Genomic DNA, 25,097 nt, shown 5'->3' on the forward strand with positions numbered 1-25,097 from the left:
ACACGCTGACAGGGGAGGAATCAGCGTGCGGGAACGGCGCGAATGATGGTCAGGAACGCATCCGGCTTGAGGCTGGCGCCTCCGACAAGAGCACCGGCCACATCGGGGATGGCAAGAATCCCGGCTGCATTGTTCGCATCCACGGAGCCACCATACAGAATCCGCAGGGATTTGCCAGCATCGCCGAACTGACGGACCAGTTCCGCACGGATGAAGGCGACCGTGTTGGTGATATCCTCAATCGTTGCCGCCAGACCGGTGCCGATGGCCCAGACTGGCTCATAGGCGACGATCCCTGCGAAGCCGTCGGGAAGGGAGCCCTTGATCTGCCAGCCGAGCGTGTCTTCTGTCTGGCCCGACTGGCGCTGGTCTTCCGTCTCACCGATGCAGACGATCGGCGTGAGACCGGCCTTCATGGCGGAAACGGTTTTCTCCCGCACGGTCTCATCCACTTCTTCGTGGTCGCGACGACGCTCGGAATGGCCGAGGATCACATGGGTGGTGCCGAGATCGGTCAGCATGGACGGGGCGATGTCGCCGGTATGCGCGCCCTTGTCGTCTTTGTGGCAATCCTGAGCGCCCATCGCGACGGGCGTATCCTTAAGGAGCGGACCGAGTAGCGCGAGTTGTGTGAAAGGCGGGCAGACCACGACCTCGACACCTGCCGCTGGAACCGTGGCCAGACTGTCGACAATCTGTTTCGCACGATCGGCGGAGTCGGCGCTCAGCCCGTTCATCTTCCAGTTGCCAACAATGATAGGCGTGCTCATCGGAACGTCCCTCCTGTGAAGCCGGACAGGTCCGTGAAGGTCTGTTTTCCGGCGTCTTCGGGTGATGCGGGGCATGGACCCCGACGGTGTTGGTGCATGGCTACTCCATTGCGGCGAGACCGCGCAAGCAGTGCGCTTCTGGTCAAGACGCCGCCGGATGAATATGGTGCGCGGCCCGGAGGCGGTTTTTCCGGTCGCCCTCCCGTTTGTTTCATTCGCGGACCAGAGCCTGCATGATTTCCTTCCTTCGCCGCTTTGTTGTTGAATCCTGGCTCGGGCGTATTCTCGCCGGCGTCATCTTCCTGGCCTTCGTCGGCTGGGGCATTGGGGACGTCATCACCAATGCGGCTGATGACCCGACTGTTGTCGCCAAGGTGGGATCGCAGAAAATCACGACGCGGGAGTTCGCGGCGGCCTTACAGGCGGAAATGCCGCGCCTCGCCCAGCAGATCGGTGCGCCCGATGTGGCGCATATTCCCGGTATGCTGCGCCAGCAGATGGCCAACGAGATTCTCAAGCGTCTGGTGGGTCAGTCGCAGGTGCTGGAAGCGGCGAAGGCCTATGGTGTGGTCGTGCCGGACAGCGCCGTGCGGGACGAAATTTTCTCCATGCCGTATTTTCAGGGGAAGACCGGCACGTTCGATCGCCAGCGTTTCAATGCGGCTCTCGCGAATGCCGGCATGACCGAACAACGGCTCATCTCTCTGGTGAGGAATGACCTGACGGCGCGCGCTGTCATGGAGGCATTTGCCACAGGGGCGCATGTGCCGGACCTGCTGATCAACCGGACCTACACGTTCGAGACGGCCACGCACGTCTTCGATGTGGTGCGTGTGCCGTTCGGAGCGCAGGCAGCGCCTTCCACTCCTGATGAGGCGACACTGAAGCGGTTCTACACCAATCATCCGTGGATGTTCCGCAGCCCGGAATATCGTCATGCCAAGATCGTCGTGCTGTCGCCGCAGACGGTGACGGCCCAGCTTCAGGTGTCTGACGATGAACTGCATCATCTTTATGATGAGCAGAAAGAGCGCTTCAATCGGCCAGAACTGAGAAGCGTGCAGATCGTCACGTCATCCGATCAGGCGGCTGCCAATGCCGTGTCTACGCTCTGGAAAGGTGGCGCGGACTGGAAACAGATTCAGACGGCGGCGAAAGATAGCGCGGCGGTCGATTTTAATGACGCCCGCGCCAGCGCGCTCCCTTCGGCGACACTCCAGAAGCTTGTGTTCGGGGCGCCTGAGAACAGTGTGCAGGGACCGGAAAAGACGGAAACGGGCTGGGTTGTCTTCCGCGTGACCAAGATTACGCCTCCGCGCGCGCAGAGCTTCGAGGATGCGAAAGAGACGCTGCATGCTGAAATCGTGCAGAGCCGCGGGCCAGCCATGGTCAACGCCAACGTATCGAAGCTGCAGGATGCCATCGCCGGGGGCGGTCTCGATTCCATTTCGACTGATCTAGGGGCCGCCGCCGCTGCCGGGTTCCTTGATGCAAAAGGTTTGACGAAAGAGGGCGAGCCTGCGCCATTGCCGGCTTCGGGTGAACTGCGGGACGCGATCGTTTCGCACATCTTCGAACAGGGCAAAGGTGCGCCGCCGCAGCTTGTCGAAGCCAAATCTTCTGCTGACAAGGCAGGGCAGCCTGCCCAGTCCCTCGGCTGGTATGCCGTGTCGGTCGATGACGTGACGCCCAGCCAGCCGCAGGCATTCGAGAGCGTGCATGACAAGGTGCTTGCCGCTTGGCAGGAAGATGAGCGTCGTCACGCCGCGAATGTTGCCGCCACGGCGCTTTATGTGAAGGCCGAGAAGGGCGGTGGGGTGGCCTCTGTCGTCCCTGCCTGCAGTAGCGACCTGAAGACGGGACTGATGATCTCGCGTGCCCGTCCTGCGGAAGATGTGCCGACCGAACTGGCGCAGATCGTCCTGCGGATGCCGGCGAACAGCACGGTGATGACTGAAACCGCCAACGGTTTCCTCGTCGCGACAGTGACCGGGGTAAGGCATCTTGATCCGAAGGCCGATAGTCTGGGTACAGGCCGTGTGCGTGACGGGCTGACGGAATCGCTGGGGAGCGACATGACCTCGGCATTCATTCTCAGCCTTGACCAGCGCTACAAGGTAAAAACGATCCCCGCCGCTGTCCGTGCGGCAATGTCCGACGCCGGCTTTGGAGATGGTTCGTGATGCGTCTCGCCACGCTCGATTCCCCCACTCGTTCCGCCTGTGAGACGGCATGGGCCAGAGGTGAGGGCAGTGTCGTGTTTGCTGTCGAGGCGGCGGATCTGCTTACCCCCGTGGCCGCCTACATGCGTCTTGCGGCAATGGAAGGTGATGGGGGACGAAACACGCTCCTTCTGGAATCCGTGGAAGGGGGCGCAAGCCGGGGACGTTATTCGGTCATTGCCCTGAAACCCGATCTGCTCTGGCGCTGCCATGACGGCAAGGCGTCCATCAATCGGAATGCCGCCACGGATCTCGATACATTTGAGCCTGTCCAGGAAAAGCCGCTCGACAATCTGCGGACCCTGATTCGCGAAAGCCGTCTGCCGCTGATGGAGAGCCTGCCGCCCATGACGGCGGGTCTGTTCGGTTATCTCGGCTACGATATGGTGCGGCAGATGGAGAATCTGCCGAATGCGCCGGCTGATGATCTGGAGCTACCGGAAGCCATCCTGATGCGGCCCGGCCTGTTCGCCATTTTCGACACGGTGACGGACGAACTGATTCTGGCGGCGCCCATCCGCCCGCGTTCCGACGACCATCCGGATGCGGCATTCAATCGGGCCCATGCCTTGATCGAAGAAGCCCGGACCTGTCTTGCCGCACCATTGAAGGTCGCGCAGGAGCCTCCGGTTTCTGCTCTGGAAGCGCCGTCGTCGACCTATACCGAAGCAGAGTTCGAAGATGTGGTGCGCCGCATTCAGGATTATATCGCGGCGGGGGATGCGTTTCAGGTCGTGCCCAGCCAGCGTTTTTCCACGCCATTCGGACTGTCCTCGCTGGCGCTCTACCGTTCGTTGCGCCGGATCAACCCTGCGCCGTTCCTGTTCCATCTGAACCTCGGCGCATTCTCCTTGGTGGGATCATCGCCGGAAATTCTCGTGCGTCTGCGTGAGGGGAAGATGACGGTAAGGCCGTTGGCCGGCACCCGTCCGCGTGGCGCGACGCCCGAGGAAGATCAGCGGCTGGAGGAAGAACTCCTCGCTGATGAGAAAGAGCGGGCCGAGCATCTGATGCTTATCGACCTTGGGCGTAACGATGTGGGGCGTGTCAGCATCACGGGGTCGGTGAAGGTGACCGAGAAGTTCGTCATCGAACGCTTCAGTCATGTGATGCATATTTCCTCGAACGTCGAAGGTGAGCTCAAACCGAATCTGGAAGCGCTCGACGCCCTTATCGCGGCATTTCCCGCAGGCACGTTGACGGGCGCTCCCAAGATTCGTGCCATGGAGATCATCGACGAGGTCGAGCGGACGCGTCGCGCCACCTATGCGGGCTGCGTCGGTTATTTCGGTGCAGGTGGCGACATGGATACCTGTATCGGTCTGCGCATGGCGGTCGTGAAGGATGGCGCCATGTATGTGCAGGCAGGGTGCGGCGTAGTGGCGGACAGTGTGCCGGCACTGGAATGCGCCGAGACCCATCACAAGGCGCGTGCGCTTTTTCGGGCAGCGGAGGATGCGGTCCGGCTGGCTTCCCGCAACAGGAGTGGCGTTCAGGGCGTCTGACGGGTTTCGATCACGTCTACGGTGTCACCCACTGAAATCTGACCGATGCGTTCAACAAGGGCGTTCTGTCCAAACATGATGCCATCGGTCTGACGCCTGAAAGTTGCCAGCGTTCTGAGTGGCTCGGCCCTGTCTGGGTGTTCGCCTGTCTCCTGATCCACGCTTGTCATCACGCATCGCGAACAGGGCTTGACCAGTGTCAGTGCCAGTTCGCCGATCTGTAGTTTCACCCAGCGATCTTCATCCCATGCTTCAGCGCCATCGATGACCAGATTGGGGCGAAAGCGCTCCATGGGAATGAGGTTGTTCAGGCGACGATTCAGATTGGTCAGCGAGGCGGTGGAGGTAACCAGCACCGGAAATCCATCCGAAAACGAGTTGTGAAATGTCCACTCCTTCCAGATTCGGAGGCGAGCGATGTCCGGTCGGTCCATATGGACAAGGCGACAGGGTTCCCCAATGATTTCTGACAGCCATAGCGCAGCGGCTTCGCCTGCATCGCGTGCGGTCATCGTGTCTTTCCACACAGTGACAGACCGGTGGTGATCGTGAGGGAATGGGACCGAGAGGTTCTCGCATCCCGGCGTGTGGAGGATCAGGCCATCTGGTGTATTTTCTGGACGTATGGTTGCCATCACCGGGTGGGTGCGCTGGGTGATGAACTGTCCTTCGAGGTCAATGACGAGCCAGCGACGATCATTTTCACCGCCCCACGGATCAAACCACAGGCTTGAAAGTGACACGCCATGCAGACTTTTGACTGGGTAGATATGCAGAGAGTGAACGGTGAGCATGTCGGCCCCTGTCAGAGGATACGGCGCTGGAAACAGAAGGGTGTGTCACAAAATTATCATCGAATAGCGCGGACTTACCGCTCATAACGCCTCTCTTATGAGTTATAGCCCCATTCAGGAAGCCACCCGTAGCATTCAGGCCTTTCCTGTTTCGGTGTTTCTTTCGGTCGTCTGAATGGCTGCCGCGAGATGAGTGTCAGGTGTTCGAGCAGTTGTCGGAGCAGGATGAGCGTAATCTGGAAAAATTGTTTTTTTGAAAACAGCTTTTCCGTGTCGCCGACTGTTATGATGGCATGATTGGCTGTTTGCTTCGGGATACGGTGGATCACGGTTCGTCGGTTGGAAAAAGTATCCGTCGCTTTGCTTTTATTGCGATTCTGAGTGCTTTCCAAAGTGTGCTGGCACCGTGTGCGCAGGCTGCGGATCAACCGCCCGTCACCGATGTGCTTCCATCCGGTGTGCCTCTTCCGTTTCCCAGCACGGCTCCGGACAATCTGCCGCAGGGATGGGACACGATGGTGCTGGGTGATCTTGGCGGCTATCGATCCCGCCTCCGTGCCCATGGCGTGCGGATTAACTTGCAGGATGTGGAAGAGCTTTGGGGCGTGGCCTCCGGCGGTTTATCCCGTGGCGCGACCTATGATGGCGCGACGATTGTGACGCTGAATCTCGATACGGATCGTCTGATCGATCCTCAATGGCACGGTGGCCTGTTCAATATCAGCGCGATCCAGTTGCGTGGGCGTTCAGTCAGCGCAGATCGTATCGGCGCCTTCAACACCATCAGCGGCTACGATGCCGGTGGGCGGGGAATGCGTCTGTTCGAAATGTGGTACGCGCAGGGTTTCTGGAACAACCGGCTTGATATCCGTCTTGGTGTTATGGACCCGGACACCGAGTTTCTTGTCAGTGATAACGCCTCGCTGTTTCTGAATGCCGATTTCGGCTGGCCCGGCGTGCCTTCCAGCAATCTTTATGGTGGCGGCCCTTCATGGCCTTTCGCCGTGCCGGGCATACGCGCGCAGATCATTCCCACCTATCCGGTGACCATCCTTCTTGGTGTGATGGATGACAATCCAACAGGCGGTCCATTTTTCAGCGAGCGGTCGGCACTGGATATGAATCCCTCAGGCACGCGGTTCAGCATGTCCACGGGTGTTCTTGTCATGGGGGAGGTGTTGGTGACGGTGGATGCCTCGAAGCTGAGTGCATCGCTGGAGAACGCGCTGCCGGGAACGTGGAAGCTCGGCGCCCTGTATGATAGTGGCGCTTTTCCTGATCGACGCTATGACACGCAGGGTCATCTGCTGGCGGGGCCGACTTCGAACGGCTCGCCAATGATGAGACGGAAGAACTGGATGGTGTATGGCATCATTGATCAGACTGTCTGGAATCCTGATGGGGACGCGCCAGAGGCTGTATCCCTGTTTGCCCGCTTCATGGGGGCTGGTAATCGTGGGAATGCGATGACATTCGGTGCCAATGCTGGCGTGACGATGCATGGATTTGTGCCTTATCGGCCTGACGATGTGGTAGGTCTGGCATGGGGCGTCAGCAATGACAGCGCGCATGCTCTGGATTTCAATCGGGATCAGTTGCAGTTCGGTGCAGCAGATGTACTCCCCTTGAAGGCGGAGCATCATATCGAACTGACCTGGCAGGCCCCTGTATGGCGGGGAGTTTCGGTTCAGCCTGATTTTCAATATATCCATCATGTGGGCGGAAATATTGTGAATGGGGCTACAGGAAAGCGGGTGAAGGATGCTGCCGTTTTCGGTCTCAACACCACGGCAAGCTTCTGAATGGTTATATGTATTTTCTGTGAAATTCGCCGTTTTTAAGATAATTGTCACAGACGATCTTTCCGTTTTCTGGCACATGACGCAGGCATTCCGCTGACTTTGCCGTCAAGGCTGTTCGCGGGGCTGCGTGCGGTGATGGAAATGAGGAAAACCCGTGTACGAAAAAGACGATGCCCAGTCTGCTACCGCCGAACGCCTGAAAATGCGTGAGGAAATCCTTGATGATATCGACGAGGAGTTCGAGCTTGAACTCGACGATCGTCGGCTCGACGAGGAAGATGGAGAAGCGCTTTCCTTCCGGAGAACCTATTTCCGTGAACTGCTTCGCCTGCAGGGTGAGCTCGTCAAACTGCAAAGCTGGGTGCAGGAAACAGGCTATCGACTGGTCGTTCTTTTTGAAGGACGTGACGCTGCGGGCAAGGGCGGTGTGATCAAGCGCATCACCCAGCGCCTCAATCCTCGGATATGCCGTGTTGCAGCGCTTCCTGCGCCAAGCGAACGTGAGCGTACCCAGTGGTATTTCCAGCGCTATGTCAGCCATCTGCCTGCTGGTGGTGAGATCGTACTGTTCGACCGTAGTTGGTATAACCGGGCAGGCGTCGAGCGGGTCATGGGTTTCTGTACCGATGAGCAGTATGACGAATTCTTCCGTTCCGTGCCGGAATTCGAGCGGATGCTGGTTCGCAGCGGGATCAAGGTTGTAAAATACTGGTTCTCCATCACGGATGAGCAGCAGGAAGCCCGTTTCCGCGCGCGTATCGAAGATCCGCTCAAGCAGTGGAAGCTGAGCCCGATGGATTTGCAGAGCCGTGTTCGCTGGGAAGATTACACCCAAGCCAAGGAAGAGATGCTTGAGCGTTCAAGCATTCCGGAAGCACCGTGGTGGGTTGTGCAGGCAGTGGACAAGAAAAAGGCCCGCCTGAACTGTATCAATCACCTTTTGTCTCAGGTGCCTTATGAGGCGGTGGAAAAGCCGCTCATCGAACTGCCGCCGCGTTGTTATAACCCGGACTATGTTCGCAACCCGACACCGGAATCGATGATCGTTCCGGAAATATACTGACACGATCAGGAATAATCGTGCGGGATGAAAAGTGGATTTTTTCATCCCGCATATTGGATTGCTGGAGAGCTCAGGCGGGTGTCGCCGGAGCCACAGGTGGCGGAGAAGTTGGTTTTGGTGCGGGCACCGGGTCTGCTGTCTTCTTACGTTTGCCTGCCACTTTCTTTGCGAGTGATACAAGCGCTCCGGCCGCCACCACGCTGGCAGCGACAATCAGACCGGCAACAGGAGTCTGCCGTTTCTGAAATTCCGGTGTCATGCCTTCCATAGTCATTCTCCTTGCAGAACCGTTGGTTTCACTTTCCGCCAGTGTGCAGGCCTGCTTCCAGAAAAGCGATGCTGCGCGTCCATGCGAGGTGATTGGCCTCTGCATTGAAGCTTGAGCGATCCCTGTTTCCAAACCCATGACCTGCGTCATCGTAAACGTACATTTCGACGTCGGGATGCATGGCGCGGATGGCGCTCACGTCCTGGTGAGAGATCGAGGTGTCTTGTCCACCGAAGTGAAGTTGCACGGGGCAGTGCGGTTTGGCGTCTTTCTGTGCGGCGATGCCTCCACCATACCAGGCGACCGCAGCGGAAAAATCATGCGTGCGCGTTGCGGCATCCCAAGCCAGCGTGCCGCCCCAGCAGAAGCCGATGATGCCGATTTTCCTGTGCGGCGCATGTTTCCGAAAATGAGTGACGCACCCATGCAGGTCGGCAAGTGTTTCTTCCAGGGGGATCTGTGCGCGAAGAGCCAGACCTTCCTGCACGTCCTCTGGCGTGTAGCCGAGTTCGACGTTGCGACGTGCCCGATCAAACAGGGCGGGGGCCAGCACGGAAAAGCCGGCAGAGGCAAATTCATTGGCGACAGTACGAATATTGTGATTCACGCCAAAAATTTCCTGCACCACGACAAGGGCGTGCGGTGCATCAGGCGCTCCTGCCTGCCAGGCTGAATATTCATGACCATCGGCGGCCGTGAGGGTGATGTTCGTGCTCATGTTCAGGCTCTCGTAGGATAAGGGACAGTCTGCTGGAGGCGCAGATAATGGCTTACCTTACAACGGGCCTGCGGGGCGGCAAGTTGAGGGAGGCATGCAGGCGTTCACGAAGACAGAATGCGTTCCTCACCGCTCCGGAAACAATAAGAGCGTGTGAGATCAGTGCTTCCGGGCGCGTTCTATGGTGCTGGTGGTAGAATGGCCCGCCTTGAGATCGGCAAGAAACAGCCGACCGCCATTCGCGATGACTTCCGGTGCACCGATGACATCTTCAGGTCTGTAGTCCGAACCTTTTACCAGCACATCGGGGAGAAGCCGGCTGATGACAGTCTGCGGCGTATCCTCTGAAAAAGCGACAATCGCGTCGACATAGCGGACAGCCGCCATGACAGCGGCACGGCTTTCGAGTGTGTTGATGGGACGGGTTTCGCCCTTCAGGCGCCTGATGCTCGCATCGTCGTTCAATGCAACGATCAGTCGGTCACATTCCGCACGGGCTGCCGCCAGCAGGCTGATATGGCCGGGGTGAAGGATGTCGAAGCAGCCATTTGTGAAACCGACTGTCAGCCCTTGCGACTTCCAGTGTTCGACCTGTCGGTTTGCAGCATCGAGCGACAGCAGGTGAGGGGATTTTAACGGTGTTTCCTCCGCCTGTAATTCGCGCGTGACTTCCTGAATATCGGCTGTCGCAGTGCCCAACTTGCCCACCACCACGCCAGCGGCTGCGTTTGCAACGCGCATCGCTTCCGGAAACGGCATGCCGGAACCAACGGCCAGCGCCATGGTGGCGATAACGGTGTCACCTGCGCCCGACACGTCAAACACTTCGCGTGCCCGTGCGGGAACGGCTTCCGCTTCTCCGTCGGCAGGGATCAGCATCATGCCTTTTTCCGAGCGGGTTGCGAGTATGACATCGGCTTCCGCCTCGGCCATCACCTTTCGGGCCGCCCGTTCGACACTGGCTTCATCCGTGCCGGAAATGCCGGAAGCTGCCGCCAGTTCCTTGGCATTGGGGGTAATGCAGGTCGCGCCGCGATAGTGCCGGAAATCCGAAGTCTTCGGGTCGACAAAGACCGGAATGCCGCGAAGTTTCGCTTCTCCGATCAGGTGTCGTACGACCATGCTGTCGCAGACACCCTTGCCATAGTCGGAGAGGATGACGACGTTGGCTTCGTCCAGACGCGCATCAATGGCGCGGCAGAGAAGTTCGGCTTCCTCGGTCCGTAGCTTTAGGCGGCTTTCCTCGTCGGCGCGCACAACCTGCTGATGGGACGCAATGAAACGGGTCTTGCAGATGGTGGGACGGAATGAACTTGCGACCAGCATTTCGGAAATGCCGGTTTTCTGGAGACGGAGCGCCTCGCGCAGGATCACGGAGGCTTCGTCTTCACCTACAAGGCCGATCAGGACAGCGCGTCCACCCAGCGAGATGATGTTGCTGGCGACATTGCCCGCACCGCCCGGCATCTCACGACGCTCCTTGAGCAGCAGGACCGGCACTGGCGCTTCCGGAGAAATCCGCTCCATTTCGCCATAAACGAAACGGTCGAGCATGACATCGCCCACACAGAGGACGGTGATATTGGAAAAATCCATGATCCTGTCAGCCCAGAAAACTTGCGATGAAATCATTCAGTCCCGTCTGGCGCGGGGTGCGCAGTCGCGCGGCCGTCAGGATGGCGCGCGTCTCGTCAATGGCGCGATCAAGCTCATTGTTGACGATTACGTGGTCAAATTCCTGCCAGTGGGAAATCTCGGCCAGCGCCGCATCCATGCGGCGACGGATTTCCTCAGGGGCATCGGAGGCGCGACCCGTAAGGCGACGCTCAAGTTCGGGCAGTGATGGGGGCAGCACGAAAAGGCTCACCACATCGGCGGGAAGGGCTGTCCGGATCTGGCGGTGTCCCTGCCAGTCGATGTCAAACACCATGTCATAACCAGCGGCGAGTGCGTCTTCGACCGGAGCGCGGGGCGTTCCATAGCCGCGTCCGAAAACGGTAGCCCATTCCAGCAGTTCGCCCTGCTCGGCCATGGTTTTGAACTGATCCATGGAACGGAAATGATAGTGAACGCCATCCGTTTCACCGGGACGGGGAGCGCGCGTGGTGATCGACACCGAATGCTTCAACCGGGGGTCGGCGGCGCGCAGCGCGTTGGCGATAGTGGATTTTCCGGCGCCGGATGGAGCGGAAATGACAAGGCAGACGCCCCGCCGCGTTATGGGTGCCGTGGCGGTCGTTCCCGTGCGTGTCATGTCGGCGTCCTGAGCCTCCCTGCCGTAACCGGAAGCCACTCCGTTCGTTTCGGGCGGCAACGGTGGCGACGTTTTAGCAGCCGGTCCTTAACGTGTCACGAATTTTGAAAAACAAACAAAATCAATCTTCTGACCTGTCGCTAGAGCCGCCATCGCCAATTGCTCTTCAGGCCAGTTCACCCACAGGAAGAGCCCGTTCTTCAGGAGGGCTAGCATTGAGAGTGAGCACGCGTAGAGTTTCTTCACTCTTATCAATAGCTGCTTTTTCGACTGCCGGATCAAAGGACCGGCACATGAGGGCGTAGCTCGTGCCAGACACCAGAAGCCCGACGAGCCAGCCAATATCCACGCCGCCCAGCATGTGGGCGATGGGGCCGGTATACATCTCAGGCAGCACGAAGAACGGAATGGTGGCGACAAATCCGATCAGATAGGCCGCGACGCCGCGCCATTCCCACTGGCCGTAAATGCCTCCGGGTGTGAAGAGATTGGTGATGGCGTAATGGCCTCGGCGGACAAGGAAATAATCCACCAGATTTACGGCGGTCCAAGGGACCAGCAGGTAGAGCATGATTGTCAGGGTCGAGAACAGAAGCCCGATGGCATTGTCGCCGCATTGCAGGGAAATTCCCGTCCAGACAACGGCCAGGACGAGCAACGTGACGATGCGCACGCCTCGTGTGGGTTGAAGGCGGTGAAAGGCGTCCACGCCCGTCAGCACGGTCAACATGCAGCTATAGGCGTTGAGGCCCATCGTCGCGATCATGGCGGAAATCGAACCGAGCGCCAGAATGGCGCCGAAGCCGGGAAATATGGCGTTGCCTGCATCATGCAGAGCGACAAGACCGTCTGACGCACCCATCCGTGTCGCCAGCCATGCCCCCATGATAACGAGCCATATGGCGGACGACGACGCGCCCAGCATCACGGCCAGAATGATGGAAGATGGTTTGGTGTTGCGCGGCAGATAACGGGAGTAATCCGAAACATACGGCGCGTAGGTAATGTTGTAGCTGGCGCAGGCGGCGATATGGGCGATGAAGGCTGTCCACGTAAAACTGCTGGCAACGGGGGCATGTCCACCAGCATGACCGGTGAGAATGGCGCCCGTGAGAATGACGTAGAGCGGCAGGCAGACGAAAAAGCAGAATTTGAAGATTGTGTGCAGGCAGTCGTGACCATAGATCGCCAGTATGGTGGCGATGCATGTCAGTGTGAGAGCGATCGCAGTCGCGTTCCACCCGAAGATTCCATGCAGTCCGTTCGAGACCAGCACGCTGTCCACGACATTGAAGCCAATAAAGGTGACGAGGGTGCCAAGCAGCACCAGCACCACGCCCCGAAAGCCGAACTGCGCGCGGGACTGTATCATCTGCGGCAGTCCCAGTTCCGCGCCTTGCGAAGCATGGAAAGCCATGAACAGCGTGCCGAACAGAATGCCGATCAGTGTGGCGACTGAGGTGGCGCCTAACGACAGCCCCATGCTTGGTCCGACAAAGCCGATGGCGATGGTGAAGAACTGGAAATTCCCCAGAAACCAGAAGGGCCCCTGATCGGCGACCCGCCCATGACGTTCATTCTCGGGAACGTAATCAATGGAACGAGTCTCGATGTTTCCGAGGCCCGTTCGGGAAGAGCGTGTGTCGGAGGAAGAGGGTACGGACATGGCGGTGAATCCGTGGCTGCTGACGGCAATGTAAGTCCATCATGCGCCTATCCATTTTTTTTATGCAACGATACGATTTCGAACAAAGAAGTGATATTGCCTGACTATTGGCGGCATTTGCGGGTGTCGGCGGATATTTTATAAAGAAGTGAACTGAACTTATTTTTTTCTGAATTTATCGTATTCCGCAGTCATGGTCCTGTGCCATCAGGATAAACCGTAACGATTACGGAACATCCTGGTTTCTGTTCTGTTCCGGAGGTCCTACGCCAATGAACGAGGAAAAACTGTCCGCTCTGCGCCAGAAATTTGGCGGCACGGCTGGAAGCGAGATTTTCGATCCTGAATTCAAGGCTGTGGCGGAAGGGCAGTTCTCTGCCGGACGGGGACGTTCCAAGCCTTATTCAGGGGTGCAGACCCTGCTCGGATTGCCCTATCTGCCTGATGCGTCGGCGTCCCCCGATTATGACGGAATTGACGTGGCGCTTGTAGGCGTGCCCATGGATCTGGGTGTGACCAACCGTTCCGGCTCACGTTTTGGTCCCCGGGCGGTGCGTGATATCGAGCGCATCGGTCCTTATGAACATGTTCTGCACCGGCTTCCCACGGCTCTGTGCAAGGCGGCCGACATCGGGGATGTGCCATTTCGCAGCCGCTTTAGCCTTACGCAGTCGCACGAGGACATTCAGGCGTTTTATGGTCCGCTGGTAAAGGCTGGCGTGATTCCGCTTTCGGTAGGTGGGGACCATTCCATCAGCTACTCCATCCTTAAAGCGGTAGGTGCTGAGCGCCCTGTCGGCATGGTGCATTTCGACGCGCATTGCGACACCGGAGGCGATTATGAAGGCGCGAAATTCCATCATGGCGGCCCATTCCGCCATGCGGTGCTGGAGGGTGTGCTGGACCCGGAACGCTGCGTGCAGATCGGGATTCGCGGATCTTCGGAATATCTCTGGGAGTTCTCGAAGGAATCCGGGATGACCGTGATCCATGGCGAGGAAGTGCCGCGTCTTGGCACCGATGCGATCATTGAAACGGTGCGCCGCGTGGTGGGCGATGGTCCGGTCTACATCACATTCGACGTGGACTGCCTTGATCCCAGCTTCGCGCCGGGCACGGGAACGCCGGAAGTCGGTGGTCTCACCACGCGCGAGGCGCTCGACCTACTGCGTGGTCTGGACGGGCTGAACATTGTCGGTGGCGATGTGGTTGAAGTCGCGCCCCAGTATGATGCCACCACCAACACGGCCCATGCCGCCGCGCAGATTCTGTTCGAACAGTTCTGTCTGGTCGCAGGACGGATTTCGTCCGATCGCGGAACTTCTGCTACGTAATCCCGCGTATGGAACCGGCGCGTCCCGTCGATAGGGTGCGCGTTGGTTGCTGGTGACGGAAGGCAGGACTGTGACACTTCTCCAGCGTGCGCGGGGACATTTCGGGCTGGCTGTTCGCGCGGATGGGTCTCGTACCCGGCGCGCGGATCTGGAGCAGGGAGGATGTTGCCGCCTGCTGTTCCCACGTGTTGCGGGAGACAGTCTAGAAGCGGTGACGGTCAATATCTCCGGTGGGATTGCGGCGGGTGACCGGATTGAGGGGCGCATTGAATGTGGCCCCGACACGGACCTGCTGGTCACTTCGCAGGCTGCCGAACGAATCTACCGTGCCCGTTCTGATGATCCTGCTGCGGAAATGGAGATTTCCTGCCGATTGGCGGAGGGAGCCCGTCTGGAATGGCTCCCTCATGGCACGATCTATTTTGATGGCAGCCGGATGCGGCGTCGTGTGAACGTCGTCATGGCGGCTTCCGCGACTCTCCTGTTTCTTGAAACCCGGATTTTTGGTCGTATTGCCTCGGGCGAGACAGTGGAACGGCTGGATATACGCGATCGTCTGTCCGTACGGCGGGCGGGCGAACTTCTGCTGGAGGACATGGTCCGGCTGGAGAGCGATGATGTCGCGGCGCTGCTGAAACGCAAGGCTGTTGCGGACGGGCAGGTGGCGAACGCTACACTGGTGCTGATCGCGCCGGACGCGGAAGAACGTCTTGTAGCGGTCCGCGCTCTTCTGGAAGAGATCCATGAAGGCAGCTTTGCGGCGTCCGCCTGGAATGGCATGCTAGTGCTGCGGGCAATCGCGCCGGGCAGTTGGCCGCTGGATATGGCGATGCGTCGTATTCTGCCGGTGTTGAGGGACGACAGGCCCATGCCTGCCACGTGGCGTTCATGAGCAGGATAGCAAGGAGACGGAGCGGGACATGAAGCTTACTCCCCGAGAGAAAGACAAGCTGCTTGTGGCGATGGCCGCCATGGTGGCGCGTGGCAGACTGGAGCGCGGCGTACGCCTCAATTATCCGGAGGCCATCGCGCTTATCACCGAACATGTTGTGGAGGGGGCCCGTGACGGACAGAGCGTTTCCTCATTGATGGCGAGCGGGGCGCATGTGCTGACACGGGAGCAGGTCATGGCCGGTGTTCCCGAAATGATTCACGATGTTCAGGTGGAAGCGACTTTCCCCGATGGAACGAAGCTGGTGACGGTGCATGACCCGATACGCTGACCCCCTTCCCGAAGGTGCCATTCCCGGAGAAATCCTTGCAGGCGAAGGTGATATTCTTCTCAATGAAGGTCTGCCGCGCCGCAAGCTCATGGTGACCAACACAGGAGACCGACCGGTGCAGGTCGGGAGCCATTATCATTTCGCCGAGGTCAATCCGGCGCTTCAGCTTGATCGCGAGCAGGCGTTGGGCTGGCGTCTGGACGTGCCCTCGGGTGGAGCAATCCGTTTCGAACCGGGGCAGGAGCGGGAGGTGACGCTTGTGCCGCTACAGGGTTTGCGCCGCGTCATCGGATTTCGCGGTGACGTGATGGGGAGTGTAGATACATGACGCGCCTTTCCCGTTACGACTACGCTGGTCAGTTCGGTCCTACGACAGGTGATCGGGTGCGTTTGGCCGACACGGCTCTCCTCGTGGAAGTGGAAAAGGATTTCACCATTTATGGTGAGGAAGCACGTTTCGGTGGTGGCAAGACCATCCGTGATGGGATGGGGCAGTCGCAGCTCTCGCGTGCGGAAGGGGCGGTGGACACCGTCATCACCAACGCGCTGATCATCGACCACTGGGGCATCGTCAAGGCGGATGTTGCCTTGCTTGATGGCAGGATCGCGGCGATCGGCAAGGCAGGCAATCCCGACATTCAGCCGGGCGTGGATATCGTTATTGGTCCGGGCACCGAAATCATCGCTGGCGAGGGAAAAATCCTCACGGCAGGGGGAATCGACAGTCATATTCATTTCATCTGCCCACAGCAGATCGAAGAAGCCCTGTCATCAGGCATCACCACCATGCTGGGAGGTGGCACAGGCCCTGCAACCGGCACGGCGGCGACCACCTGCACGCCGGGGCCATGGCATCTTGCGCGCATGTTGCAGGCAGCGGATGCCTTTCCCGTCAATCTGGCGTTCGCCGGAAAGGGGAATGCCTCACGGCCGGGTGCGCTGGAGGAGATGGTCCGTGCCGGTGCCTGCTGCCTGAAGCTGCATGAGGACTGGGGCTCTACCCCGGCTGCCATCGACTGCTGTCTGGACGTGGCGGATCGCATGGATGTGCAGGTGATGATCCATACGGACACGCTTAACGAAAGCGGGTTCGTGGAAGACACCATCGCGGCGTTCAAGGGCCGCACCATTCATGCTTTCCATACGGAAGGCGCGGGCGGCGGACATGCTCCTGACATCATCCGCGTGGCGGGTCTGCCTAACGTGCTGCCTTCTTCAACCAATCCCACGCGGCCTTACACGATCAACACGCTGGATGAACATCTGGACATGCTGATGGTCTGCCATCATCTGGACCAGCAGATTCCCGAAGATATTGCGTTCGCGGAAAGTCGCATCCGGCGCGAAACCATTGCGGCGGAAGATATTTTCCACGACATGGGCGTGTTGTCGATGATGTCGTCCGACAGTCAGGCCATGGGACGTGTGGGCGAAGTTCCGTTGCGCACATGGCAGACGGCACACAAGATGAAGATCCAGCGGGGCGCATTGCCCGGAGACGGGGCGGCCGATAACGCCCGCGTCAAACGCTATATTGCCAAATACACCATCAATCCCGCCATTTCGCACGGTCTGTCGCACGAGGTGGGATCAGTGGAAGTCGGAAAGCTGGCTGACCTCGTCCTGTGGGAACCGGCGTTTTTCGGCGTAAAGCCAGAAATGGTCATCAAGGGTGGGGCGATTGTCTATGCGATGATGGGTGATCCAAACGCCTCCATTCCCACGCCGCAGCCGGTTTATGGACGCATGATGTTCGGTGGCTATGGTGGCGCTTTGACGCACACAAGCCTGACTTTTGTTTCTCAGGCGGCTCTGGAAGACGATATCGGGCAGAAGCTCGGCCTGCGCCGCAACCTTTCCGCCGTTTCCAATGTGCGTGGCGGGATCGGAAAACGCAGCATGATCCACAATGATGCGATGCCACATATCGAGGTTGACCCCGAGACCTACGAGGTTCGTGCAGACGGCGTACTTCTGACCTGCGAACCGGCAGAGATCCTCCCTATGGCGCAGAGGTATTTCCTGTTCTGATGACACATGTAATCGAAATTCTTCCAGCAGGAAGCTGGTCCGTTTCGGAAAAGGCGGACCTGTTCGCTGCGGATTATGAAGGGCGGCACCGCCGTCGCATGATGTTGACGTTGCAGTCAGGCGAGAAGGTGCTGCTTGATCTGGAACAGGCCCGTCTGTTGCAGGGCGGCGACGGACTGAAGCTGAGTGATGGGCGCATCGTGCTGGTCGAGGCGCTGCCGGAAGAGCTGATGGAAGTGACGGCTCACGATCCGCTGCATCTGCTCCGGCTCGCGTGGCACATCGGAAACCGCCATCTGCCCGCGGCAATCCAGGAAAAGCGTATTCTGATACGGCGAGACCATGTTATCGCCGACATGATCCGTGGTCTCGGTGGGCATATCCATATGGTCGAGGCACCGTTCGATCCGGAAAGCGGTGCTTACACGGCCCGTGCTGCTGGTGGAGCGCATCACCACGATCATGGACACGGTTCGGATCACCACCACCATTCGCATGACTGATCGGTCTGCATTCGCAGGGCTGGACTTTCTGCGTCTGCTTTCCTGGGTTTCTCCCGCATTCCCGACTGGCGGCTATGCCTATAGTCACGGTCTGGAATGGGCGGTGGAAACCGGTGATGTTGGGGATGTCGCCACTCTCTGTGACTGGATCGAGGCTCTGCTTCGGCATGGTAGTCTGGGCAATGATCTGATCATTCTTCATGCGGCATGGGACGCCTCTCAGGAAGTGACGCGACTGCGCGAGATTGCCGCTTTTGCCTCTGCCTGTGCATCCTCCCGGGAGCGGTTCGAAGAAACGGTTTATCAGGGAGAGGCGTTTTTGAAGGCAGCATCCGTGTGGAATGTCACGCCTGACAAAAATGATCTTTCCGGTGTCCGCTGGCCATTGCCGGTGGCGCAGGGCGCTGTATTCGGTCGCGGTGGCGTGAGTCGGGAACAGGCGATGCTGGCGGGAGGATATACTGCCATAGCAGCCCTTGTTTCGGCTGCAGTGCGCCTGGTGCCACTGGGACAAACGGATGGGCTACGTGCTTTGGCGCGACTGGAAACAGTGCTTCTGCAAATTGTGCGTGACGCGCAGAAATTGACGCTCGACGATGTCGGAGGGGCCTGTTTCGGTTCCGATCTCGCGGCGATGTATCATGAAACTCAGACAACAAGGCTGTTCAGGACATGACGAAAGCAAAAAACGGCCCGCTTCGCGTGGGGATCGGTGGTCCTGTTGGCACAGGCAAGACGGCTCTCATGGATGCCCTGTGTCGCCGGTTCCGTGAGGAATATAACATCGCCGCCATCACCAATGACATCTACACGCGCGAAGATGCTGAATTTCTGACGCGCGCCGGTTCGTTGCCAGCGGAACGGATCATGGGGATTGAGACGGGGGGATGCCCCCACACAGCCATCCGCGAGGATGCCAGCATCAATCTTGCCGGCGTAGCGGAACTGACAGAGCGCTTCGAAGGGCTGGATATCGTGCTGGTGGAGAGCGGAGGTGATAACCTTGCCGCCACATTCAGTCCCGAACTGGCAGATCTGACGATTTACGTGATTGACGTTTCGGCAGGTGACAAAATTCCACGCAAAGGTGGCCCGGGCATCACGCGCAGTGATCTGCTGGTGATCAACAAGATTGATCTGGCGCCATATGTGGGGGCCGATCTTGGCGTCATGGACCGTGATAGCCGCAAGATGCGCGGAAAACGGCCATTCGTGTTCACCAATATTCGTGCGGGTGAAGGCGTTGAAGACATCGCCCGATTCATCATTGAGCAGGGCGGTCTGTGAATATGTGAGGCAGTTAAGAGCTTCCTCGGGCAACGGAGACAACTTGGTTCATTGGAGAAAGAAAAAATCTGCAATATGGTGCCAGAGATTTTTTTTGAAATGAATTAAGGCCGCCCAATGCTGGAAAATCTGGTTGAGTGCTCCCATTCCTATCTTCTGACTCATTGGGGTGGGATTCTTGACTATGATCGGGAGCTCAATGAAGTCAGAGCTCGTCCTTTTGATGGAAAAGAACCGGATGTTCGTGTCGTCCTTCTGACGAATGGAAGTGCACGCTTTGAACTACGGGGTGAAGACGGCAGCACATGGTTTGCGGCTGAGCCGGGCACCGACGGAAAGCTGCATGCAGGGACGGGGGCGGTCTTTCCCAATAAAATTCAGCATGTTTGGGTGACGTCACACCCTGATATTTATGCCTTCAAGATAAATGGCCTGTTTCTGAGCACAAAGCCGGAAGGATTGATCCGCTTTCATGAAACGCGGGCGATAACCTGGGAGCAGTATCTTCTTCTTGATGAGACGCGGTTCGCTCAGGCCGCTTTCATAAAGAACAATCACTGGTTCTCGCCCGGGCAGGATGCACTTATTTCTTCTGACCACATCACCTTTGGTGAGGAAATGAAGGTAAGAATAGGAAAGATTTCCGTCAGTCTAACCGACCTTCTCGATAGTGCCGGGAAAGAAACTTTTTTCAAGTCGTTGCGATTTTCTCATGCAAAATGGCGGCAGGATTCTCTGATACTGTATCGACCACTTGTCTATTTTTGTTCCTTCGGCAAGGAGGAAGGATTTCGGTGCCTCGATATTTCTGTAAAGTCCCTGAGAAAATACGGAAAATATGATGGTGCGATTGCGGTCCTGACTGAACGTTCAGTTGATGCCATTGAGAAGGACTATCCAGATACAGCCAGGGAAGTCACGATCCTTCCTTATCTGCCTCTGGACAATATAGATTATATGTCTGCTCGGTTTGATATTTCGATGTTCGAATATTTCGACCATTATCAGCCGATTCTTTACCTTGATACGGATATTATAATTCAGAACGAAATTTCTGTTGTTTTTGAACAGGCGATACGAAAGAGGGAAACGCTTTTCCATGTGACAAAGGAAACGTCCAAGCCGATGGATGAACCTTATTATGGAAGAGAGCTTTTTCAGGAAGATGATTCCGTGACGTCAGATCCGGCGTTTGGCTTCACAACCGGCATATTACTGTTCATCGATAAGGTTCACGCAAGTTCTACACTCAGACAGGTTCGCAATGTCATTATCCAGCAGAGCGAAATGTTCGATGGGCGCAACATTATGCGTTGTTTCGACCAGCCTGCCGCGAATTATGTTCTGCATAAGCTGGAAAAGCCTTCTCCGGATATTCTGACGGCCAACGTTCGTAATTTCGATATGGGAAAACGACACGTTTCGGATGAAGAACTGGAGGAATATTGCTATAGCATCGAACAGTTTCCGATACTGCATTTTGCTGGAGGGGTGGGGGCTTACGACTGGAAGCTGGACGCCATGATCCGGTACAGTGAATGTCTGGAAACACTGCACTCAGACTGATTCATCCAGTATTTGGACTGTTTTTTTTGTAGACGAAAGTCAAAAAACGGCATTCCGAAAACATGGAATGCCGTTTGATTTTCCTATCAGTTCAACGTTTTACGAAGTTGGCATGCAGTCTTTCGTAAATATAGGCTTCTGCGGTTATGGGTTTGTATTTCTTTTCCGGTCCTTCAATGACAGCTTCACGGTTGGCCTGACAGAAGAACGGAATTGAGAGCCGTGGGCCGAGATATTCGCCCGGTTGCGGCATACGAACACGGTGTAGGGTGGACTTCAGTTTGTCATCGCTCCAGCGCATCAGCATGTCACCGATATTGCAGGTGACAGCGCCCGCAACCGGGGTTACCTCGGTCCATGCATGAGAGTCCATTTCTGCTCCGGGACAGACCTGCAGGCCGCCTTCACCCTCCCGAAGATGCAGAAGCGTCAGGCAATCAAAGTCGGAATGGGCGCCAGCGCGCCAATGTTTGAAATCCTCCGGCTTTGCATTTTCCATGCTCATGTAATGAATAAGCCGCAGTGTGCATTGATAGCCGGGTGAAGACCGTTCGCAGTTTTTCTCGAAGAAATCCTCATTGAAACCAAGTTTGAGAGCGAAGCAGGAAAGAATCTGCATCGCCAGACGCCAGTTGTCTTTTTCAAATTTGGTCATGGCGGCGTGAAAACCGGGAAGGTCGGCTTCATCGGGCCACAGTCCTGCCATTTCTGGCAATGTAATCTGATAGGACTCTTTATTGTCGGGAGTGCCGGTCGATGGGCGAACCTGCGAACGGTATTCCCAGCCTGCGTTTACTGTTGGTTTCTTGAGAAGTTTTTCTTTCTTCTCCATGGGGAGATCGAAAAAACGGCGTGCGGTTGCAAACGCGTTATCGACCTCTTCAATACTGACACCGTGATTGGTGACCTGAAAGAAACCATGCACGGTGGCAGCATCCCACAGGGCATCGGCAATTTCAGATTTCCGAACTTCGAAATCTGACATGTCTATGCAGGGAATGGAGCGTTCGCTAGTGGTTCCCATCGAACCGATGGTTGCTTCGCGATTCAGTTCTTCAAGAGCGTAGGAAGAAGCGGGTTTTTCGATGCTGCTCATGGCAGGCTCCTCGGCAAGATGAGTGACGTTTCAACCGAATTGTCAGTGTCACGAGCATGAGGAGACCCAGAGAAGCGGAAACCATCATGTGCACGGAACACCGACATGACGGAGCAATGCCCAGAGCAAATTTTTACTCCGACCGCTTCTACTCTGCCTTTTCACTTTACTAAAGAACATAACGTATAGTCAACGGTTTTTTAGAATCCACCTGACCAGCGCCGGAGCAGATGCGTGCGCAACTGTGCTGTAGCCATGTAAAGAGCAAGACCAGCCACCGTGATGAGGGCGAGAGCCGCGAACATGCGGGGAATATCCATCTGAAAGCCGGATTGAAGAATCTCGTAGGCAAGGCCAGCACTGTTTCCCCCTGTCCCAGCCACGAATTCAGCGACAACCGCGCCAACAAGCGCCAGCCCGCTGGAAATCTGTAGCCCGGCGAGAAACATGGGCAGGGCGCTGGGAATGCGCAGACGTATCAGAAGTTGCCAGCGTGACGCTTTGTGCATCCGGAAGAAGGATTCAAGGCCCGGATCGACACTGCGTAATCCCTGAAGTGTGTTGGAAATGACCGGGAATATGGCAATGAGGGCCGCGCAGACAATGAGTGCGAACTGTGTGTTCTTGACAAGAATGATGATCAGAGGGGCGACTGCGACCACAGGGGTAACCTGCATCAGCACAACATAGGGCATCAGGCTTCGCTCTATGAGAGGACTCTGCACGAGCAGAAAAGCGACGCATGTGCCAAGGACAATGGAAATCAGCAGGGCTGCGAATGTGACCTGAAGCGTGCTGACGAGAGCGTGCAGGAGCACCGGCCAGTCGCGTGCGAACGCGGCGGCTATGTCGGTGGGGGCGGGCATCAGATACGGCGGGATGTGCCATAGGCGGCAGATGCCCTGCCAGAGCAGCAGCACGAAGATGCCGAGAAAGAAAGGCGCGCAGAAGGAGATGAGCCGGATGTTCATGACTCAGTTCGCCATTTCCAGAGCGCTGGCGTGGGATGCCTCGCCGAGAAGACGGTTCAGATCGCGACAGATTTCGGCAAACTGGTTGCTCATACGGAAACTTTCATCACGCTGGATGCCGGGATCGATATGGTATTCGGCAAAGATACGCCCGGGATGTGCAGCCATGATGATGACGCGAGTGGACAGAAAAGCCGCTTCATAAAGAGAGTGTGTGACGAAGAGCATGGTCAGGTGCTCCTCTGCGCACAGTCGCGCCATGTCCTCATCAAGTTTGTTGCGCGTCATTTCGTCGAGTGCGCCGAAAGGCTCATCCATGAGCAGCAGATTGGGGCGGGTGACGAGTGCACGAGCGATCGAGACGCGCATTTTCATGCCGCCGGAAAGCTGCGCCGGAAATCGGTTGGCCACATGGGAGAGACCGACTGTCTGAAGGGCTGCCGGAACCCGTGTCATTGCCTCCGTATAAGGAACACCGTCGAGATCAAGCGGCAGTCTGACATTGGTAGTGGTATCAGCCCACGGCATAAGTGTGGGCTCCTGAAACACGAACGCCAACCGGCTGCCGTCTTTACCCACATGGTCGAAATTCCTGCCCCACCAGCGCACGTCACCTGCGGTTGGCGTGTGTAGATTGGCGATGACTTTCAGCAATGTGCTTTTACCGCAGCCGGACGGCCCAATCAGGCTGACGAGTTCGCCTTTTTCGATCTCCAGATCGAGTGGGGAAAGCCCTCTCGTGCCATTTGGAAAGACCTTTTCAATGGCCCGAAGACTGACAACATTTTCCCGCATGTTTTGATGATCCTGCTGGCCTGATCAAGAGATCGACCGCTTTATTCCGGCTGCTGGACGTAAATGCAGACGGCGAGAATGGTGATGAAAAATCGGAAGGCTGGCTGCTGGCCATTCCATGAGGCTGATTGCCACATCAGAAACCATTCCGCGCCTACAACAGAAAATCCAAAGAACCACACCAGAAATCCCAGTGCGGCCCCTAATGGAACAAGTTTCTTCGCGTTGCGGAAAGTCGCGCCATCCGCGCGGAGGACACGGGCCATGGCTACTGTTGCAGCCAGAAACAGGAGGCCCGTCGCGGCTTCAGCCATGATGATGAGACTATAGAAAAGATGCCATTTCCATGGCGCGGAAACCGCCCGCCACATAAGGGCGTTGCCGGGGAAGGTCGTATCCATGCTGAGGACATGACGCACGAACATGAAGTTCGAATTGTAATCCGTCACATTGTTCAGCGCCACGACAAGGCCGAAAGCGGACAGGCATCCGACCATGATGGTCTTGGCCAGCCTCCCGGTATATTCGCTTGATGAGACTGTCGCAGAAGAACACATGACTCGCCTGTTTCGTGCGCCGAATTGAAACGCTTTCGTAATTATGGCCACACGCACGATTGGCAAATCAAGGGGGTGTTCGACGCAAAAAAAGCAACGGATCGTTCCCTTAATTCATTACTTCTAAAAAAGTCAGAGTATGGCAATCATATCGACACGAGAACAGATTAGCCCTTCCGCAGGAGATAAGATGATTTTTTCACGGCGCACGTTTCTCAAGACGGCGGCGATGGCTGCGACTTCGGTTGTGACGCCACGCGCCTTCGCGAAAGAGGCTACTCCTGTAAAGCTTGTTCTCTCCTGGTTTGCGCAGGCGGAAGTGGGGGGATTCTATCAGGCCGTGGCCAAGGGGTTCTACGCCGATCAGGGGCTTGATGTTCAGATCGACATGGGCGGTCCACAGGTCAACACCATGCAGCTTCTGACGGCTGGACGCGCCGATTTCGTGACGGGCTACGATTTCCAGACTCTTCGCGGTGTACAGGGCGGTATGCCTCTTCTGACGGTCATGAGTTCTTTTCAGCATGACCTGCAGGGGCTGATGACGCATGAGTCGATCACGGATCTGGCGCAACTCAAAGGACACCCCATTCTCATTTCCAGTCCGGCGCATGCCTCGTATTGGGGCTGGCTGTGCAAGAAATATGGGTACAGCCCGTCGCAGGCACAGCC

25 protein-coding genes are annotated in these 25,097 nt (G+C 57.3%); 14 read left to right on the forward strand and 11 right to left on the reverse strand.

Annotation, left to right across the window (positions count from 1 at the left end; all coding sequences use genetic code 11):
* Window positions 1-20 precede the first annotated feature (20 nt).
* Window positions 21-770: a triose-phosphate isomerase gene (gene tpiA, locus ABF824_RS05820; protein WP_415486968.1), complete on the reverse strand. Its 750-nt coding sequence runs from the start codon at window positions 768-770 to the stop codon at window positions 21-23.
* Window positions 771-1,003: 233 nt separating this feature from the next.
* Here tpiA and ABF824_RS05825 point away from each other — a divergent pair, with 233 nt between their 5' ends.
* Together ABF824_RS05825 and trpE are read left to right on the forward strand one after the other, a co-directional pair.
* Window positions 1,004-2,953, forward strand: a complete 1,950-nt coding sequence (locus ABF824_RS05825) for a SurA N-terminal domain-containing protein (RefSeq protein ID WP_415486970.1) — start codon at window positions 1,004-1,006, stop codon at window positions 2,951-2,953.
* Window positions 2,953-4,497, forward strand: a complete 1,545-nt coding sequence (trpE, locus tag ABF824_RS05830; RefSeq protein ID WP_415487016.1) for an anthranilate synthase component I — start codon at window positions 2,953-2,955, stop codon at window positions 4,495-4,497. The genes ABF824_RS05825 and trpE overlap by 1 nt, the downstream gene beginning before the upstream one ends.
* Here trpE and ABF824_RS05835 read toward each other — a convergent pair.
* A complete protein-coding gene (locus ABF824_RS05835) occupies window positions 4,485-5,291 on the reverse strand; it encodes an MOSC domain-containing protein (RefSeq protein ID WP_415486972.1) in 807 nt (268 codons plus the stop codon). The two genes, trpE and ABF824_RS05835, sit on opposite strands and share 13 nt — an antisense overlap.
* Before the next feature lie 293 nt (window positions 5,292-5,584).
* Here ABF824_RS05835 and ABF824_RS05840 point away from each other — a divergent pair, with 293 nt between their 5' ends.
* Window positions 5,585-7,093: a carbohydrate porin gene (locus ABF824_RS05840; RefSeq protein WP_415486974.1), complete on the forward strand. Its 1,509-nt coding sequence runs from the start codon at window positions 5,585-5,587 to the stop codon at window positions 7,091-7,093.
* 202 nt (window positions 7,094-7,295) lie between these two features.
* The gene (gene ppk2, locus ABF824_RS05845; protein ID WP_415487018.1) at window positions 7,296-8,156 is read left to right on the forward strand and encodes a polyphosphate kinase 2; all 861 of its coding nucleotides are present in this window, start codon (window positions 7,296-7,298) and stop codon (window positions 8,154-8,156) included.
* 70 nt (window positions 8,157-8,226) lie between these two features.
* Here the strand turns inward: ppk2 and ABF824_RS05850 are convergent, their stop codons facing one another.
* The 5 genes from ABF824_RS05850 to ABF824_RS05870 form a co-directional block, all read right to left on the reverse strand.
* A complete protein-coding gene (locus ABF824_RS05850) occupies window positions 8,227-8,424 on the reverse strand; it encodes a hypothetical protein (RefSeq protein ID WP_415486976.1) in 198 nt (65 codons plus the stop codon).
* 28 nt (window positions 8,425-8,452) lie between these two features.
* Window positions 8,453-9,142: a dienelactone hydrolase family protein gene (locus tag ABF824_RS05855; protein WP_415486978.1), complete on the reverse strand. Its 690-nt coding sequence runs from the start codon at window positions 9,140-9,142 to the stop codon at window positions 8,453-8,455.
* Window positions 9,143-9,301: 159 nt separating this feature from the next.
* Window positions 9,302-10,738: a bifunctional D-glycero-beta-D-manno-heptose-7-phosphate kinase/D-glycero-beta-D-manno-heptose 1-phosphate adenylyltransferase HldE gene (hldE, locus tag ABF824_RS05860; RefSeq protein WP_415486980.1), complete on the reverse strand. Its 1,437-nt coding sequence runs from the start codon at window positions 10,736-10,738 to the stop codon at window positions 9,302-9,304.
* A 7-nt stretch (window positions 10,739-10,745) separates the two neighbouring features.
* Window positions 10,746-11,396, reverse strand: a complete 651-nt coding sequence (gene gmk / locus ABF824_RS05865) for a guanylate kinase (RefSeq protein ID WP_415486982.1) — start codon at window positions 11,394-11,396, stop codon at window positions 10,746-10,748.
* A 166-nt stretch (window positions 11,397-11,562) separates the two neighbouring features.
* Window positions 11,563-13,062 (reverse strand): purine-cytosine permease family protein, encoded by a 1,500-nt coding sequence (locus ABF824_RS05870; protein ID WP_415486984.1) that lies wholly within the window; start codon window positions 13,060-13,062, stop codon window positions 11,563-11,565.
* 272 nt (window positions 13,063-13,334) lie between these two features.
* Here ABF824_RS05870 and speB point away from each other — a divergent pair, with 272 nt between their 5' ends.
* The 9 genes from speB to ABF824_RS05915 all read left to right on the forward strand — a co-directional run bounded on the left by speB (window position 13,335) and on the right by ABF824_RS05915 (window position 21,006).
* Window positions 13,335-14,396, forward strand: coding sequence for an agmatinase (gene speB / locus ABF824_RS05875; protein WP_415486986.1), 1,062 nt, complete (start codon window positions 13,335-13,337; stop codon window positions 14,394-14,396).
* 70 nt (window positions 14,397-14,466) lie between these two features.
* Window positions 14,467-15,288, forward strand: coding sequence for an urease accessory protein UreD (locus ABF824_RS05880; protein ID WP_415486988.1), 822 nt, complete (start codon window positions 14,467-14,469; stop codon window positions 15,286-15,288).
* 28 nt (window positions 15,289-15,316) lie between these two features.
* Window positions 15,317-15,619 carry an urease subunit gamma gene (locus ABF824_RS05885; RefSeq protein WP_415486990.1) on the forward strand — a complete coding sequence of 101 codons (303 nt, stop codon included), beginning with the start codon at window positions 15,317-15,319 and terminating at the stop codon, window positions 15,617-15,619.
* Entirely contained in the window at window positions 15,603-15,947 is a 345-nt protein-coding gene (locus ABF824_RS05890) for an urease subunit beta (RefSeq protein ID WP_415486992.1), read from the forward strand. Before ABF824_RS05885 ends, ABF824_RS05890 begins: the two co-directional genes overlap by 17 nt.
* Window positions 15,944-17,650, forward strand: coding sequence for an urease subunit alpha (ureC, locus tag ABF824_RS05895; RefSeq protein ID WP_415486994.1), 1,707 nt, complete (start codon window positions 15,944-15,946; stop codon window positions 17,648-17,650). The genes ABF824_RS05890 and ureC overlap by 4 nt, the downstream gene beginning before the upstream one ends.
* Window positions 17,650-18,153 carry an urease accessory protein UreE gene (locus ABF824_RS05900; protein WP_415486996.1) on the forward strand — a complete coding sequence of 168 codons (504 nt, stop codon included), beginning with the start codon at window positions 17,650-17,652 and terminating at the stop codon, window positions 18,151-18,153. Before ureC ends, ABF824_RS05900 begins: the two co-directional genes overlap by 1 nt.
* Window positions 18,146-18,829, forward strand: coding sequence for an urease accessory protein UreF (locus ABF824_RS05905; RefSeq protein ID WP_415487020.1), 684 nt, complete (start codon window positions 18,146-18,148; stop codon window positions 18,827-18,829). The genes ABF824_RS05900 and ABF824_RS05905 overlap by 8 nt, the downstream gene beginning before the upstream one ends.
* Window positions 18,826-19,440 (forward strand): urease accessory protein UreG, encoded by a 615-nt coding sequence (gene ureG, locus ABF824_RS05910; RefSeq protein WP_415486998.1) that lies wholly within the window; start codon window positions 18,826-18,828, stop codon window positions 19,438-19,440. Before ABF824_RS05905 ends, ureG begins: the two co-directional genes overlap by 4 nt.
* Window positions 19,441-19,557: 117 nt before the next feature.
* Entirely contained in the window at window positions 19,558-21,006 is a 1,449-nt protein-coding gene (locus ABF824_RS05915) for a hypothetical protein (RefSeq protein ID WP_415487000.1), read from the forward strand.
* A gap of 91 nt (window positions 21,007-21,097) precedes the next feature.
* Here the strand turns inward: ABF824_RS05915 and ABF824_RS05920 are convergent, their stop codons facing one another.
* The 4 genes from ABF824_RS05920 to ABF824_RS05935 form a co-directional block, all read right to left on the reverse strand.
* Window positions 21,098-22,102, reverse strand: a complete 1,005-nt coding sequence (locus tag ABF824_RS05920; RefSeq protein WP_415487002.1) for an isopenicillin N synthase family dioxygenase — start codon at window positions 22,100-22,102, stop codon at window positions 21,098-21,100.
* A 200-nt stretch (window positions 22,103-22,302) separates the two neighbouring features.
* Entirely contained in the window at window positions 22,303-23,073 is a 771-nt protein-coding gene (locus tag ABF824_RS05925; RefSeq protein WP_415487004.1) for an ABC transporter permease, read from the reverse strand.
* A gap of 3 nt (window positions 23,074-23,076) precedes the next feature.
* On the reverse strand, window positions 23,077-23,868 hold the full coding sequence (locus ABF824_RS05930) for an ABC transporter ATP-binding protein (RefSeq protein ID WP_415487006.1): 792 nt from the start codon (window positions 23,866-23,868) through the stop codon (window positions 23,077-23,079).
* Between the two features lie 41 nt (window positions 23,869-23,909).
* Window positions 23,910-24,425 carry a DUF2165 family protein gene (locus ABF824_RS05935; protein WP_415487008.1) on the reverse strand — a complete coding sequence of 172 codons (516 nt, stop codon included), beginning with the start codon at window positions 24,423-24,425 and terminating at the stop codon, window positions 23,910-23,912.
* A gap of 190 nt (window positions 24,426-24,615) precedes the next feature.
* On the opposite strand from ABF824_RS05935, the gene ABF824_RS05940 reads away from it, so the two are divergent.
* A partial coding sequence (locus ABF824_RS05940; RefSeq protein ID WP_415487010.1) for an ABC transporter substrate-binding protein occupies window positions 24,616-25,097 on the forward strand: 482 nt, incomplete at its 3' end.

It is taken from the genome of Acetobacter sp., from assembly GCF_047721705.1.
GTDB lineage: Bacteria > Pseudomonadota > Alphaproteobacteria > Acetobacterales > Acetobacteraceae > Acetobacter.